General features: G+C 65.9%; 14 protein-coding genes and 1 pseudogene. 3 read left to right on the top strand and 12 right to left on the bottom strand.

What is annotated here, in order from left to right; translation table 11 throughout:
- Positions 1-20: 20 nt before the first annotated feature.
- The 6 genes and pseudogenes from FQV39_RS24390 to FQV39_RS24370 form a co-directional block, all read right to left on the bottom strand.
- Positions 21-767 (bottom strand): SDR family oxidoreductase, encoded by a 747-nt coding sequence (locus FQV39_RS24390; protein WP_149132648.1) that lies wholly within the window; start codon positions 765-767, stop codon positions 21-23.
- A gap of 15 nt (positions 768-782) precedes the next feature.
- The gene (locus tag FQV39_RS34245) at positions 783-1,148 is read right to left on the bottom strand and encodes a GNAT family N-acetyltransferase (RefSeq protein ID WP_349238595.1); all 366 of its coding nucleotides are present in this window, start codon (positions 1,146-1,148) and stop codon (positions 783-785) included.
- Positions 1,149-1,256: 108 nt separating this feature from the next.
- Positions 1,257-1,913, bottom strand: a pseudogene (locus FQV39_RS34240) (GNAT family N-acetyltransferase); the annotation flags it as partial.
- A complete protein-coding gene (locus FQV39_RS24380) occupies positions 1,910-2,236 on the bottom strand; it encodes a hypothetical protein (protein WP_149132647.1) in 327 nt (108 codons plus the stop codon). The pseudogene FQV39_RS34240 and the gene FQV39_RS24380, both read right to left, overlap by 4 nt.
- A complete protein-coding gene (locus FQV39_RS24375) occupies positions 2,233-3,072 on the bottom strand; it encodes an isocitrate lyase/PEP mutase family protein (RefSeq protein WP_149132646.1) in 840 nt (279 codons plus the stop codon). Before FQV39_RS24375 ends, FQV39_RS24380 begins: the two co-directional genes overlap by 4 nt.
- Positions 3,073-3,314: 242 nt before the next feature.
- Entirely contained in the window at positions 3,315-5,147 is a 1,833-nt protein-coding gene (locus tag FQV39_RS24370; RefSeq protein ID WP_149132645.1) for an IlvD/Edd family dehydratase, read from the bottom strand.
- A gap of 286 nt (positions 5,148-5,433) precedes the next feature.
- Here FQV39_RS24370 and FQV39_RS24365 point away from each other — a divergent pair, with 286 nt between their 5' ends.
- Entirely contained in the window at positions 5,434-6,618 is a 1,185-nt protein-coding gene (locus FQV39_RS24365) for a pyridoxal phosphate-dependent aminotransferase (protein ID WP_149132644.1), read from the top strand.
- Between the two features lie 2 nt (positions 6,619-6,620).
- Entirely contained in the window at positions 6,621-6,977 is a 357-nt protein-coding gene (locus FQV39_RS24360) for an NIPSNAP family protein (RefSeq protein ID WP_149132643.1), read from the top strand.
- Between the two features lie 107 nt (positions 6,978-7,084).
- On the opposite strand, the gene FQV39_RS24355 is transcribed toward FQV39_RS24360, so the two are convergent.
- A complete protein-coding gene (locus FQV39_RS24355) occupies positions 7,085-7,897 on the bottom strand; it encodes a DUF3108 domain-containing protein (RefSeq protein WP_187640045.1) in 813 nt (270 codons plus the stop codon).
- Between the two features lie 287 nt (positions 7,898-8,184).
- Here FQV39_RS24355 and rpmB point away from each other — a divergent pair, with 287 nt between their 5' ends.
- Positions 8,185-8,472: a 50S ribosomal protein L28 gene (gene rpmB, locus FQV39_RS24350; protein ID WP_149132641.1), complete on the top strand. Its 288-nt coding sequence runs from the start codon at positions 8,185-8,187 to the stop codon at positions 8,470-8,472.
- Between the two features lie 155 nt (positions 8,473-8,627).
- Here rpmB and FQV39_RS24345 read toward each other — a convergent pair whose 3' ends face one another.
- From FQV39_RS24345 to cobS, 5 genes are all read right to left on the bottom strand, one after another.
- Positions 8,628-9,623, bottom strand: a complete 996-nt coding sequence (locus tag FQV39_RS24345; protein WP_149132640.1) for an esterase-like activity of phytase family protein — start codon at positions 9,621-9,623, stop codon at positions 8,628-8,630.
- A gap of 209 nt (positions 9,624-9,832) precedes the next feature.
- On the bottom strand, positions 9,833-11,725 hold the full coding sequence (gene cobT / locus FQV39_RS24340) for a cobaltochelatase subunit CobT (RefSeq protein ID WP_149132639.1): 1,893 nt from the start codon (positions 11,723-11,725) through the stop codon (positions 9,833-9,835).
- Positions 11,722-12,138 (bottom strand): GNAT family N-acetyltransferase, encoded by a 417-nt coding sequence (locus FQV39_RS24335; protein ID WP_149132638.1) that lies wholly within the window; start codon positions 12,136-12,138, stop codon positions 11,722-11,724. Before FQV39_RS24335 ends, cobT begins: the two co-directional genes overlap by 4 nt.
- Before the next feature lie 8 nt (positions 12,139-12,146).
- Positions 12,147-12,497: a GFA family protein gene (locus FQV39_RS24330; protein WP_149132637.1), complete on the bottom strand. Its 351-nt coding sequence runs from the start codon at positions 12,495-12,497 to the stop codon at positions 12,147-12,149.
- 15 nt (positions 12,498-12,512) lie between these two features.
- Positions 12,513-13,499: a cobaltochelatase subunit CobS gene (cobS, locus tag FQV39_RS24325; protein WP_149132636.1), complete on the bottom strand. Its 987-nt coding sequence runs from the start codon at positions 13,497-13,499 to the stop codon at positions 12,513-12,515.
- Positions 13,500-13,575: the final 76 nt, after the last annotated feature.

Genomic DNA, 13,575 nt, shown 5'->3' with positions numbered 1-13,575 from the left:
CCCGCCATCCATGCTTGCGCTCAGAGCGCGAAGCCGCCATCCGCCAGATGGATCTGGCCGGTGGTGTAGCTCGACTCGTCCGCAGCGAGATAGACCGCGAGCCAGGCGATCTCCTCGGCCGTGCCGAGACGGGCCATCGGCTGGCGATCGATGAAGGCCTGGCGGGCGGCGGCCTCGGTCGTCCCGGTCGAGGCGGCAAGGTCCTTGATGCGCTGATCGAGCGAGGGCGACTGGATCGTGCCCGGGCAGATCGCATTCGCACGGACGCCCTTCTTGATGTAGTCGGCCGCGACCGCCTTGGTCAGGCCGATCACCGCCGCCTTGGTCGCGCCATAGGCGTAGCGATTGGGGATGCCGCGCACTGAGCCGGCGCCCGAGGCGATGTTGATGATCGAGCCGTTGCCCTTCTCCAGCATGCCCGGCAGGAAGGCCTGGATCGTGCGGTGCATCGCCTTGACGTTGAGGTCGAAGGAGAAGTCCCAGGCCTTGTCGTCGGTGTTCAGCACCGTGCCGTGATGGACGTAGCCCGCGGCGTTCACGAGAACGTCGATCGGGCCGACCTTTTCGGCGAAAGCATTGATTGCTTTGGTCGAGAGCACGTCGAGCTTGCGCTTCTTCGCCTTCGGAATGCCTTCGAGCAAGCCGACATCCTTGTCGGTCGCCCAGACGGTGGCACCCTCAGCCACGAAAGCCTCGGCGATGGCCCGGCCGATCCCCTGCCCCGCGGCGGTGACGACCGCGACCTTGCCCTTCAAACGTCCTGCCATGCTCGCTTCCTTTTATTAGCCGGCTTTTGCAAAGGTCTTGCGCATATGGGTCAGCCGCCGGTCGGCCATGTCCTCATGATGCGTGATGGCGAATCCGAGGCGCTCGTACCAGCCGATGCGCTGGGTCAGCTTCGCATGGGTGTAGAGATGGACGGAGCCGTAGCCGAGCGCCCGCGCCCGCTCATCTGCAAAGGCCATCAGCGTGGCCCCCAGCTTGCGGCCGCCGGCCTCCGGCGCCACGGCCACGCTCCAGACCGTAAAATCCTCCGGCTCGATCTCGAGCACGAGCGCAGCCTCCAGGCCGCCCTCGCCCTCCGCGAGCCAGACCTCGTGTTCGGAGACGACCTGCCGGTAATCGGCGATGCGCGGCAGGGAGGGCACGCCGATGATGCTCTCGTTCGGCGTATAGGCGGCGTTCTTGAGTGCCAGGATCGCCGGAATGTCGGCATAACCCGCGCGGCGCAGCGGCACCGAGCCCGCCTGCCCTGCAATCTGGTTGAAGGCACCCAGCGAGCGCTTCTGCAGCCCTTTCGCGTCGAAATTCTCCGACGCCAGCCAGCGGCGGAAGGCCTGGGCGCGCACCGGCCATTCACTGTCGAGGATCGAGAACCAGGCGGTATCGCGGTTTTCGCCCTTTACCACCATGTGCTGCCGGAACAGTCCCTCATACTGGAAGCCGAAGCGTAGCGCCGCGCGCTTGGAGGGCTCGTTGCGATTGTTGCACTTCCACTCGTAGCGGCGGTAGCCGAGCGAGAAGCCGTAATCGCCGACGAGATAGATCGCCTCCGTCGCGACGCGCGTGCGCTGCAGCGCCGGCGAATAAGTGATCCAGCCGACCTCGAACACGCCATGCTCGGGCCGAATCTCCATGATCCAGAGATGGCCCTTGGCCTTGCCGTCGGCCTTGTCGATCACGGCAAGTGGGACAATGCCCGCCTTGGCCACCATCGAGTCGAGCAGGGCGCGGTACTCGTCCTTGCTCTTGGGCGGCGTGGCCGGCAGCCAGTCCCAGACGCTGTCATGGCCGGCCGTGGCGGCCCAGATGTCGTCGAGATGGCGGGCAACGTCGAGCGGCTCGAGCCGGCAATACTGGCCTTCCAGTACCTTGGCCGGCGGGAATGGCGGCGCCTTCCAGTCAAGCGTCATGGCAGTCCTTTTCCGCGCCAGCTCGTGAAATCCTGCTGAACGGTCCAGCCCGAGCCAAGCGCGTCCGCGATGGCATGGGCGAGTGCATGGCCCTCGGCCTCCCAGGCCATACGCTCGACCTGATTCGCGAAATCGGACGCCGTCGGATCGTCCTCGTCATAGATCGCGTCGAAGGCATCCATCCAGGCTTCGAGCCGATCGCCCAGCTCCTCGGACAGGCCGATATCCTCGGCATCAACCGCCTTGCGCTTGCCCTTGGCATCGATCTGCCAGAGTCCGCTGCGACCCAACCACTCCGGCGCGATCAGGAGCGTGCCGCTCATGAGCGCTCCTCGAGATCCTTATGGAAGAACGGATTGAGCGGCGCCGAGGGGCCGTTGCCGGCGAAGCCCTTGAAGCTGCCCTCCTCCGCAATCAGGCGCGTTGCCTCGATGAAGGCGGCCCAGGCCGCCCGCGCCAAGGCGGCGCCTATCGAGATGCGCCGCGCGCCCGCAGCTGCGATATCCGAAACGGAGAGTCCGAAATCGCCATAGACCAGCGCATTGACCGGCTTGCCGCCGGCGGCAGAGACGATAGTGCCGATATCGGCGGCGGTCTTCGGCCCCGGCGCGTAGAGCACGTCGGCACCGGCGGCCGCATAGGCCTCGATCCGGCGCGCCGATTCCTTCAGCGGCTCGGAATGCCCGGTCAGAAAGCATTCGGCGCGGGCCGTCAGCACGACGCCGGAACCGGTTTCGTCGATCGCCTTGCGCGCGGCCTTGATCCGTTCGACCGCGAGCTCGAAGGCATAGAGCGGATCCTCCTCCCGCCCGGTCGCATCCTCGATCGAGAGGCCGGCGACGCCGGTCGCAACGCATAGCTTGACGTTGGCCGCGACGCCGTCCGGCGTATCGGCATAGCCGTTCTCGAAATCGGCATTCACCGGCAGATTGGGCACCGCCTTCACCATCTCGGCGATGTGGGCGAGCATCATGTCGCGCGGCACGTCCTGATCGGCGCGCGCCTGCGTGAAAGCGAAGCCGGCGCTCGTCGTCGCCAGCGCCTTGAAGCCCTGCCCGCGCAGCCAGCGGGCAGAACCGAGATCCCAGGGATTGGGCATCACGAAGCAGCCGGCCTCGTGCAGCTTGCGGAAGGCTTCGACTTGCGGGCTGTGTGCCATTTTAAATCGTTTCAAATGGAGGCGGGACAAACAGCTGTCATAGTGTCGAGGACCGCCTCATTTGTCAGCCCCGAAGCCGCGCATCGGTGGACGGGCGCCGTTGCGCATGGCGAATGCCGCCGGCACCGTCATTCTCGGGCGGCACGAAGAGCCGACCCGAGAATCTCTCGCCGAAAGAGGCGCCTTCTTCGTCATGAGATGCTCGGGTCTTCGCCCGAGCATGACGCGAGCGGGCGCCGCGCTCAGTGGTTGTCGCGCGGCACGCCGAACTTCTTGTGGATCTTCTGGTACTTGACCGCTGGCTTGAGGACCATGCCCTCGGAGAGCTCGTCGACGATCTTGCGCTGAATCTCCTGCCAGGGCGTCTGGCTCTTCGGGTATTTGTAGCCGCCCGCCGCCTTGAACGCGGCCTTGCGCTGCGCCAGCTCCTCATCCGAGATCAGGATGTTGGCGCTGCGCTTCTTGAGGTCGATGCGAACCTTGTCGCCGGTCTTCAGCAGCGCGAGGCCGCCGCCGGTCGCCGCTTCCGGCGAGGCGTTGAGGATCGAGGGCGAGCCGGAGGTGCCGGACTGGCGCCCGTCGCCGACGCAGGCGAGCGCGGTGACGCCCTTCTTGATGAGGTAATCCGGCGGCCGCATGTTCACGACTTCCGCCGCGCCCGGATACCCGATCGGGCCGACGCCGCGGATGAACAGGATGCAGTGCTCGTCGATGGCAAGCGCCGGATCGTCGATGCGGTGGTGATAGTCCTCTGGCCCGTCGAAGACGATGGCGCGGCCCTCGAAAGCCATCGGGTCCTTCGGGTTCTCCAGATAGCGCTTGCGGAATTCCGGCGTGATCACGCTGGTCTTCATGATCGCGGAATCGAACAGGTTGCCGGAGAGGTTGAGGAAGCCTGACTGGGCCTTCATCGGCTCGTCATAGCTCTTGATGACCTCGCGAGCGATGGAGAAGGCGCCCTTGCAGTTCTCTTCCAGCGTGTGGCCGTTGGCCGTGATCGCGGGCTTGAGCTTGCCCTTCTCGATCAGCTCCGCGATCACGGCCGGCAGGCCGCCCGCGCGGTAGTAGTCCTCGCCGAGATACTCGCCGGCCGGCTGCAGGTTGACCAGCAGCGGGATGTCGTAGCCGATCTTCGTCCAGTCCTCGTTGTCGAGCTTGACGCCGATATGCTTGGCGATGGCGTTGACGTGGATCGGGGCATTGGTCGAGCCGCCGATCGCCGAATTGATGACGATGGTGTTCTCGAAGGCCTCGCGCGTCAGGATCTTCGAGGGGATCAGGTTCTCCCAGACCATCTCGACGATGCGCTTGCCCGTCAGATAGGCCATCTCGTAGCGGTCGCGATAGGGCGCCGGGATCGCGGCAGCGCCGGGCAGCGTCATGCCCATCGCCTCGGCCAGCGAGTTCATCGTCGAGGCCGTGCCCATGGTGTTGCAGTGGCCGGCCGACGGCGCCGACGAGGCGACGAGCTCGACGAAGCCCTTATAGTCGATCTCGCCGGCCGCCATCATCTGGCGCGCCTTCCAGACGATGGTGCCGGAACCGGTGCGCTCGCCGCGGAAGGAGCCGTTCAGCATCGGCCCGCCCGGCAGCGCGATCGCCGGGATATCGACCGTCGCGGCCGCCATGATCTGCGCCGGGGTGGTCTTGTCGCAGCCCGTTGTCAGCACCACGCCGTCAAGCGGGTAGCCGTAGAGAATCTCGACCAGCGAGAGATATTGCAGGTTGCGGTCGAGCGAAGCGGTAGGGCGCTTGCAGGTTTCCTGGATCGGATGGATCGGGAATTCGAAGGGCACGCCGCCCATCTCGCGGATGCCGTCGCGGACACGATGCGCCAGCTCCAGGTGGTGCCGGTTGCAGGGAGCGATGTCGGAACCCGTCTGGGCGATGCCGATGATCGGCCGGCCGGATTGCAATTCCTCGCGCGACAGGCCGAAATTCATGGTGCGCTCGATATAGAGCGCGGTCATATCGGCATTGGCGGGATTGTCGAACCACGCCTTGGAGCGCAGTTGCTCGGGTTTGATACGCCGAACCGGCTTCTTGCCGGGGGTGTTGCCGGGTGCCTGGGCCATCCTCGTTTCCTCTCGCGCGGCACGGCGCTGACGGCCGTTTGCCGATCTCTCATTCAAACGATTTGAGACAAGCCATCATGCCCATCGCCAAAGGCTCGGCAAGGCCCATTCTGACTGATAGTCATACTATTTATTCATGCTGTATGCAGCATGCAACAGCGCGCGATGCGCGGCGCACGCTTGCCAGCCCTGCCCGTTTGGCGCCAAGAAAAGGTGGGTCAGAAGGCCAGCCCTGACAGAACCGGCCAATCTGCCCATCCGAAAAGCGCCGCCGAGGAAACGCGCCATGCCCCTTCACGTCGTCCCATCCTTCGCCCGCATCGGCGAGGAGAATGCCTTCGCGGTGCTGGCGCGCGCGACCGAATTGCAGCGCCAGGGCAAGGACATCATCAATCTCGGCATCGGCCAGCCGGATTTCGCCACGCCCGAACACATCGTCGAGGCGGCGGTGAAGGCGCTGCGCGACGGCCATCACGGCTACACCCCAGCCAACGGCATCCTGCCGCTGCGCGAAGCCGTCGCCGCCGACCTGCACAAGCGCTTCGCCGTCGAGGTCTCGCCCGAGAGCGTGATGATCGTACCTGGCGGCAAGGTCACCATGTTCATGGCGATCCTGATGTTCGGTGAGCCCGGCGCCGAGATCCTCTATCCGGACCCCGGCTTCCCGATCTACCGCTCGATGATCGAGTATACCGGCGCGACGCCCATCCCGGTGCCGATCCGCGAGGAGAACGGCTTTGCCTTCTCCGCCGAGGAAACGCTGTCGCTGATCACGCCGAAGACGCGGCTGCTGATCATCAACTCGCCCGCCAACCCGACCGGCGGCGTCACCCCCAAGGCAGAGATCGACAAGCTCGTCGCCGGCCTGGCCAATTTCCCGGACGTCGCGGTGATGTCGGACGAGATCTACGACCAGATGGTCTATGACGGCGAGAAGCACGTCTGCCTTCTCAGCTATCCTGAGATCCGTGACCGGCTCATCCTGCTCAACGGCTGGTCCAAGACCTATGCGATGACCGGCTGGCGGCTGGGCTACTCGGTCTGGCCGAAGCCGCTCTACGACAATGCCCGCAAGCTCGCGGTGAACTCGCATTCCTGCGTCAACGCCCCGGCGCAATGGGCGGGGCTTGCGGCGCTGACCGGTCCACAGGACGCGGTCCACGCCATGGTCGCCGAGTTCGATCGGCGCCGTAAGGCGGTCGTCGCCGGGCTGAACAGCTTGCCGAACGTCTCCTGCGCCGTGCCGAAGGGCGCCTTCTACGCCTTCCCGAATGTCTCGCGCACTGGCTGGAAAGCGAAGAAGCTCGCCTCCGCCTTGCTGGAGGAGGCCGGCGTCGCCACCATCGGCGGGCCCGATTTCGGCGTCCATGGCGAGGGCTATATCCGCCTCTCCTACGCGAACTCGCTGGAGAACATCGAGCGCGCGCTGGAGCGGATGGGCAGTTTCCTCAAGAGCCAGCAGGCGGCTTGAGCATGATAACCTGCTACCTGCGCTACATCGTCGACCCCTATCAGCTCCCCGCCTTCGAGGCTTACGGCAAGCTCTGGATCCGGCTCGTCGAAAAGTTCGGCGGCAAGCATCACGGCTATTTCATGCCATCGGAAGGCTCCTCGAACGTTGCGCTGGCGATGTTCAGCTCTCCGTCGTTCGCGGCCTACGAGGATTATCGCACGCGCGCAGCCACGGACCCGGAATGTCAGGCTGCGATTGCGATGAACGAGAAGGACCGCTTCATCATCAGCTATGAGCGCTCGTTCTTCCGGCCGGTTTTCGAGGACGACCAGGGCATCCGCCGCGTGCCCGGAAACCCGCCGTCATCCCGGGCTTGACCCGGGATCCATCCTGGAGCGCCGACATCCTTCGATGGATTCCGGATCGGCGCCGCCGACGCGGCTTGTCCGGAATGACGGCGTCTCTTGCGAGCGCGCCGTGTCTCTCAGTTCCGCGCCGCGGTTGCAGTCACGCCAGGATCGACCTTGAAGCTCGAGGCCTCGATCACCGCCGTGCCGATCATCGTCTTCACCGAGATGCGCACCGGCACCATCACATCGGTGCCGGCGACCGGCGCGAGCCAGGTGGTGATGTCCCGGTTTTCAATCATGAACTTGGTGCTCGGCCGCAAGGCACGGTGGCCCGCGATCGGCACATAGCGCGCCTGGCAGATCGAAACCGGGCCGCTATAGCCCTCGAGCTTGACGTTGCGGGTTCCGGCGCTGCTGAGCTTGATGTCGTAGCGCGCCGCGCCGTCGAAGATCGGCAGCGTGCGGTTGCAGGCGCCATCCTTGCCCTTGCCGTTGACCGGCATGATGAAGGCGCTCAGCGGATCGACGATATTGCGCTTGTGGCTCTCGGTGACCGGCACACGATCGGGCTTGTCGTCGATCGGCGGCTCGATATCGATGCCGGCGACGCTGTTGTCTGTCAGCGCCATGCGCACGGTCCGGTTCTCGCTGGAATTGGCGGAGCTGACGGCGAAGGTCTTGGGCGCGAGCTTGCCGCCCACCAGCGCCCCGGTCGCCGCGCCCGAGCCGCGCCCCCCGGTCACGCCGCCGACGATTCCCGTCAGCTTGGCGGCCATATCGAGCTTGTAGCTCGATCCGTCGATGCCGCCGGAGAGGCTCGCGGTGCCCAGCGTGATGCCGAGAAGGGAGACGTCGTAGCGCGCGTCGAGCGAAGCCGCCTCGGCAACCTCGGCCAGACAGGCTGCGAGAACCAGCGCTGCGAGGGACGATGCGACGGCGGATTTCATCCATTGCCTCCGGAACGGCGCGATCCTGCGCGACATGCACTCTGAATCGGTCCGAATCGTGACCGGGTTCCATCGCGGTGAAGCGACGGCCGAACGAAGCATCCGATGCCGATCTTTACACCTCGTTAACGCTGAAGGCGATGTGAACAGGTTGTGGGAGTTTTCCTTGACGTGGCCGGCCACCTTGGCTATGGAACCGCGACTTCAATTTGACTTCCGGTGCTCGCCGGCACGTCACGTGTCGGTTTTTTTGTTTGAGCGAGCCGGGGATGCAAGGAACGATTGCCATGGCCCGCCGTTGCGAACTGACCGGGAAAGCCACCCAGACCGGCCACCTCGTCAGCCACTCGAACCGCAAGACGAAGACCGTCTTCCGCCCGAACCTCGTGAACGTCACGCTGCAGTCGGACGCGCTCGGCCGTTCGGTGCGCCTGCGCGTTTCGGCCAACGCCCTGCGTTCGGTCGAGCATCGCGGCGGCCTCGACGCCTTCCTGATCAAGGCCTCGGCCGGCGACCTCTCGGTCGGCGCCCTCGCTCTGAAGCGCGACCTCGAGAAGAAGCTCGCCGCCAACTGAGCGGTTCGACCTCTCGAGTCTGAACGAAGCGGCCGCAAGGCCGCTTTTTTCGTTTGGACTTGCCTGGCGTCATTCTCGGGCGGAGCGAAGCGCAGACCCGAGAATCTCTCTCAGGAGATGCTCGGGTCGAGCCCGAGTATGACGAGCCAGTCCCGTCAGACCAGCTCGAATTCCAGCAGCACGGTCCGCTGCAGGAAGGAGAAATTGTCGTCCGAGATCAGGGTCAGCACGGTGCGCCCGTTCTCCAGATGGATCGACAACCCCTCCATATTATCGATCTCATAGCCGAGATCGGCCTCGATCAGGCGTGGCCCGTCCACGAGCGCGCCCGGCCGGATGTCACGCCCGGCGATTCGCCTCATGCTCATGCCGACGCCACGTAGCTGCTGGTACCAACGTTCCAGCAGCAGCATGTCGCCGGAGGGCAGGAAGGCGAGATCGGTGATGTCGTAGCCATCGTGCCGTGCGACCTTGAACAGCCCCGGCTGGGGACCGCCGAGAATCGCGCCAAGCGTCGGCTCATCCTCTTTGCCCGACCGCTCGGCAATTGCGACGAGCGCGCCCTTGAGCGGCCCTGCCGGCACGATGCCCAGTGCCTCCAGCCCGCGATTGCGCGGCAGTCGCTTGATTTCGGGCGGCACCGGCACCGATCGCGCCCGCGCCTCGACGCCCGCGCTCGCCCAGTCGAAACGCACGATCTCGTGGCGGCGCTCGATGCCGACATAAGCCATCCCATCGGCGATGCAGAGGCTCTCGGTATCAAAGAGCCCCGAACGCGCGAGCGGCCGTCCGGAAGCGCCGAGGATGGCGGCCATCTCGACACCATCGAGCCCGACGGGTCTACCGCCCTGCGACCTCACTCTTGCCGTCAGCCAGTAGCCACGATCGGTCACCGCGACGAGATCGCGCCCCTCGTTCGGCCGCGCCAGGCCCGAGAACCCGCCGAAGCGCGGATGACCGGAATTCAGGACGAGCCCGCCACGGAACTGCAAGGCGCCGAACCGACGCCGATCCGGGTTGCGCGGCTCGAAGGCCGTGAAGGGCCGTGCCGAGACAGAAACTGGAAAGCGGGTCTGCTCGACGGCCTGCGCCGCCCCCGGCAGCGCGAGGGCGCCCAGGCCTGCGAGCGCTGTGCGGCGGGTGAGACGCATGAGCCGAAACCTGTCGTCGAAGAGCGCGGGGGAACCCCTCTCCTATAAGGAGAGGGGCAGGGGTGAGGTGAAGGCCGCTCGAAGAACAGGGCTCGCGATGCAGGCGAGGGACCTCCGCGAACTGGGTTTGCTGTCCGCCCCTCAGCCCTGCCCCTCTCCCGCACGGGAGAGGGGTTCCCCGCGCCTGCATCTGCAAGGACTGAGCTTGGTTAGTGCAGGCGGCGCGACGCGGGAGCGGCGGCCGGGCCGTCCTCTTCGAACAACTCGGCGAGCTTTTCGGTCATCACCCCGCCCAGCTCCTCGGCATCGACGATGGTGACGGCGCGGCGATAGTAGCGCGTGACGTCGTGGCCGATGCCGATCGCAATGAGCTCGACCGGCGAGCGGCTCTCGATCTCGGCGATGATGTGGCGCAGATGCCGTTCGAGATAGTTGCCGGCATTGACCGAGAGCGTCGAATCGTCGACCGGCGCGCCGTCCGAGATCACCATCAGGATCTTGCGCTGCTCGGGCCGGCCAAGCAGGCGCTTATGCGCCCAGTCCAGCGCCTCGCCGTCGATGTTCTCCTTCAGCAGCCCCTCGCGCATCATCAGGCCGAGATTCTTGCGTGCGCGCCGCCAGGGCGCATCGGCCGCCTTGTAGATGATGTGTCTGAGGTCGTTGAGGCGGCCGGGATTGGCTGGCTTACCCGATTGCAGCCACGCCTCGCGCGACAGCCCGCCCTTCCAGGCCCGCGTCGTGAAGCCGAGCAGCTCGACCTTGACGCCGCAGCGCTCCAGCGTGCGGGCGAGAATGTCGGCGCAGGTGGCCGCAACCGTGATCGGCCGGCCGCGCATCGAGCCGGAATTATCGATCAGCAGCGTCACCACCGTATCGCGGAAATTGACATCCGATTCCTGCCGGAAGGAGAGCGGCTGGAACGGGTCGATGATGATGCGCGGCAGGCGGGCCGGGTCGAGCGCGCCTTCCTCCAGATCGAACTGCCAGGAGCGGTTCTGCTGCGCCATCAGCCGCCGCTGCAGGCGGTTGGCGAGACGCGCGACGACGCCCTGCAGATGCGCGAGCTGCTTGTCGAGATAGGCGCGCAGGCGCGTCAGCTCCTCGGCGTCGCAAAGCTCCTCGGCAGTGACGATCTCGTCGAATTTGGTCGTGTAGGCCTTGTAGTCGGTCTGCGGGCGCTCGCTGCCGCGGCTCTCGCGCGGACGCGGCGCCTCGCCGGCTTCCTCGGATTCGGAGCTGTCATCCTCCTCGTCCCAGTCGCCGGCCGGCGCGTCGGTCGCCTCGGAGGCGCCCTCCTGCAGTTCCTCGGTCGCGTCCTCGCTGACCTCGACCTCGGAGCGATCGGCGCCGCTCTCCTGCTCGGACTCGCCTTCCTGCTGCTGCTGATCCTCAGAGGACTGGTCCTGGTTGTCCTCGTCCTCCTCAGACTCGTCGCCCTGCGCCGTCTGGTCGGCCATGTCGAGCGCGGCCAGCATGTCGCGCACCGTGCGGGCGAAGGCGCGCTGGTCCTCGATCGACTTCGCCAGCCGGTCGAGATCGGTGCCCGCCTTGTCCTCGATCTGATCGCGCCAGAGCTCGACGATCTTCTCGGCCGCCTTCGGCGGCTTCAGGCCGGTCAGCCGCTCGCGCACCAGCAGCGCCAGAGCGTCCTCGAGCGGCGCGTCGGCCCGGTCGGTGATCTCCTCGTAGCGCCCGCCGCGATGGTAGCGGTCCTCCAGCATCGCGGTGATATTGCCGGCCATGCCGGACATCCGCCGCGCACCGATCGATTCGACGCGCGCCTGCTCGATGGCGTCGAAGACGGCGCGGGCCGCATCGCCTTCCGGCGCGGCGCGGCGATGGATCGCGGCGTCATGGCAGGCAAGGCGCAGCGCCATCGAATCGGCATGACCGCGCAGGATCGCGACATCGCCGGCGCTGAGCTTGCGCGGCGGCTCGGGCAGGCGCGCCCGTTCGCCGACCAGCGACGGCTTGTCCGCCGCAAAGACGATTTCCATCTCCGGCCTGCGCGCGATCGCCTTCATCGCGCCGGAGATGGCACGCTTCAGCGGCTCGGCCGGGGCTTCCTTCGGCGTTCCGGGCTTGCGGTTCGAGATGCTCATAGCGCCTTCGTGAAGTGATGCAGCGTTTGACCTGCCACCGGATAGTCCTCCATCCGGCCGCACTCGCGATAGCCGAGCTTGGGATAGAAGCCCGGCGCCTGGATGCTCATCGTCGAAAGATAGACGCCGCGCGCGCCATAATCCCTCGCCTCCTGCTCCGCCTGCGCCAGCATGGCCGCGCCCCGGCCAGTGCCGCGCTGGCTCTCGTCGATCCAGAACAGATCGACATGGAGCCATTCCCACTTCAACTCGCCGACCAGGCCGCCGAGGATCGTGCCGTTCCCGTCGCGCAGGCTGACCGTCAGCGGCTTGCCGTTGCGGGGACCGACCCTCACTTGGTTATGGGCGCTCAGGCCCCGCAGCACAGCGGCGCGCGTCTCGTCCTGCTCGGGCTCGACCGTGATCGCGACCACAACCCCTCCTAGCGCGACCGCCCGTCATATTGCGTCGGCGATAGATCGCCCGGCTCGACGCCGGCAAGGCAGCGCACATTGACCGCGACCATCGGCGTGCCATCGGGTCCGTTCGCCTTGGCGAAAGACTCGATGCCGCAGGTCTCGCAGAACAGATGCTGGATCTTCTGCGTGTTGAAGCGGTACTCGGTCAGCGCATCCTCGCCCTTGGTGAGGGTGAAGACGCTGGCCGGCGAGAAGGCGAGAATCGAGCCGCGGCGCTGGCAATAGGAGCAGTTGCAGGTGATCGTCCGCCCGAGGTCAGCCTCGACCTCATAGGCAACCCGTCCGCAATGGCAGCTGCCCTGATACTGCGCCATGGCTCGCTTCCTCCGTTAGCTCAGCACCACATTCGCAGCGCTCTCCGGCAGTTCCTTGCCGAAGGAGCGCTGGAAGAACTCGGCCACCAGCGTGCGCTCCATCTCGTCGCACTTGTTCAGGAAGGTGACGCGGAAGGCGAAGCCGATATCGCCGAAGATCGCCGCGTTCTCGGCCCAGGTGATGACCGTACGCGGGCTCATCACGGTCGAGAGATCGCCGTTCATGAAGGCGTTGCGGGTGAGATCGGCGACGCGGACCATCTTGTTGACGATGTCCTTGCCTTCCGGGCTCTTCTGGTAGTGCTTCGACTTCGCCAGCACGATCGCGACCTCGTTGTCGTGAGGCAGGTAGTTCAGCGTGGTAACGATCGACCAGCGGTCCATCTGGCCCTGGTTGATCTGCTGCGTGCCGTGATAGAGGCCCGAGGTATCGCCGAGGCCGACCGTGTTGGCGGTGGCGAACAGCCGGAAGGCGGCGTGCGGGCGGATGACGCGCTTCTGGTCCAGCAGCGTCAGCTTGCCCGACTGCTCCAGCACGCGCTGGATCACGAACATCACGTCCGGGCGGCCGGCGTCGTATTCGTCGAAGACGAGCGCGATGTTGTTCTGCAGGGCCCAGGGCAGGATGCCGTCCTGGAACTCGGTGACCTGCTTGCCTTCCTTGAGCACGATCGCGTCCTTGCCGACGAGATCGAGGCGGGAGACGTGGCTGTCGAGGTTGACGCGCACGCAAGGCCAGTTGAGGCGGGCCGCGACCTGCTCGATATGGGTCGACTTGCCGGTGCCGTGATAGCCCGAGATCATGACGCGTCGGTTATGCGCGAAGCCGGCGAGGATCGCGATGGTGGTGTCGCGGTCGAAACGGTAATCCGGGTCGAAATCGGGCACATGCGGATCGGCCGCCGAATAGGCCGGCACTTCGAGGTCCGTATCGATCCCGAAAGTCTGCCGAACCGACAACTTCATGTCGGGCAATCCGGGCGCGGTCGTCGTCATCATCATCTTGTCTCCAGGCGCAGGGCCGTGGCCGGCTGCGTGCCGGTTTGCCCAGAGCCGACCGAGGAGGGAGGCGGATCAT

This window comes from Bosea sp. F3-2 (genome assembly GCF_008253865.1).
GTDB lineage: Bacteria > Pseudomonadota > Alphaproteobacteria > Rhizobiales > Beijerinckiaceae > Allobosea.
Note: the sequence above shows the minus strand (reverse complement) of the source record. Positions and strands in the feature narration are given on the sequence as shown.

Coding starts and splice junctions, on each gene's coding strand:
- FQV39_RS24390 (WP_149132648.1), bottom strand. CDS start 767: ATGGCAGGACGTTTGAAGGGCAAGGTCGCGGTCGTCACCGCCGCGGGG.
- FQV39_RS24380 (WP_149132647.1), bottom strand. CDS start 2,236: ATGAGCGGCACGCTCCTGATCGCGCCGGAGTGGTTGGGTCGCAGCGGA.
- FQV39_RS24375 (WP_149132646.1), bottom strand. CDS start 3,072: ATGGCACACAGCCCGCAAGTCGAAGCCTTCCGCAAGCTGCACGAGGCC.
- FQV39_RS24370 (WP_149132645.1), bottom strand. CDS start 5,147: ATGGCCCAGGCACCCGGCAACACCCCCGGCAAGAAGCCGGTTCGGCGT.
- FQV39_RS24365 (WP_149132644.1), top strand. CDS start 5,434: ATGCCCCTTCACGTCGTCCCATCCTTCGCCCGCATCGGCGAGGAGAAT.
- FQV39_RS24360 (WP_149132643.1), top strand. CDS start 6,621: ATGATAACCTGCTACCTGCGCTACATCGTCGACCCCTATCAGCTCCCC.
- FQV39_RS24355 (WP_187640045.1), bottom strand. CDS start 7,897: ATGAAATCCGCCGTCGCATCGTCCCTCGCAGCGCTGGTTCTCGCAGCC.
- rpmB (WP_149132641.1), top strand. CDS start 8,185: ATGGCCCGCCGTTGCGAACTGACCGGGAAAGCCACCCAGACCGGCCAC.
- FQV39_RS24345 (WP_149132640.1), bottom strand. CDS start 9,623: ATGCGTCTCACCCGCCGCACAGCGCTCGCAGGCCTGGGCGCCCTCGCG.
- cobT (WP_149132639.1), bottom strand. CDS start 11,725: ATGAGCATCTCGAACCGCAAGCCCGGAACGCCGAAGGAAGCCCCGGCC.
- FQV39_RS24330 (WP_149132637.1), bottom strand. CDS start 12,497: ATGGCGCAGTATCAGGGCAGCTGCCATTGCGGACGGGTTGCCTATGAG.
- cobS (WP_149132636.1), bottom strand. CDS start 13,499: ATGATGATGACGACGACCGCGCCCGGATTGCCCGACATGAAGTTGTCG.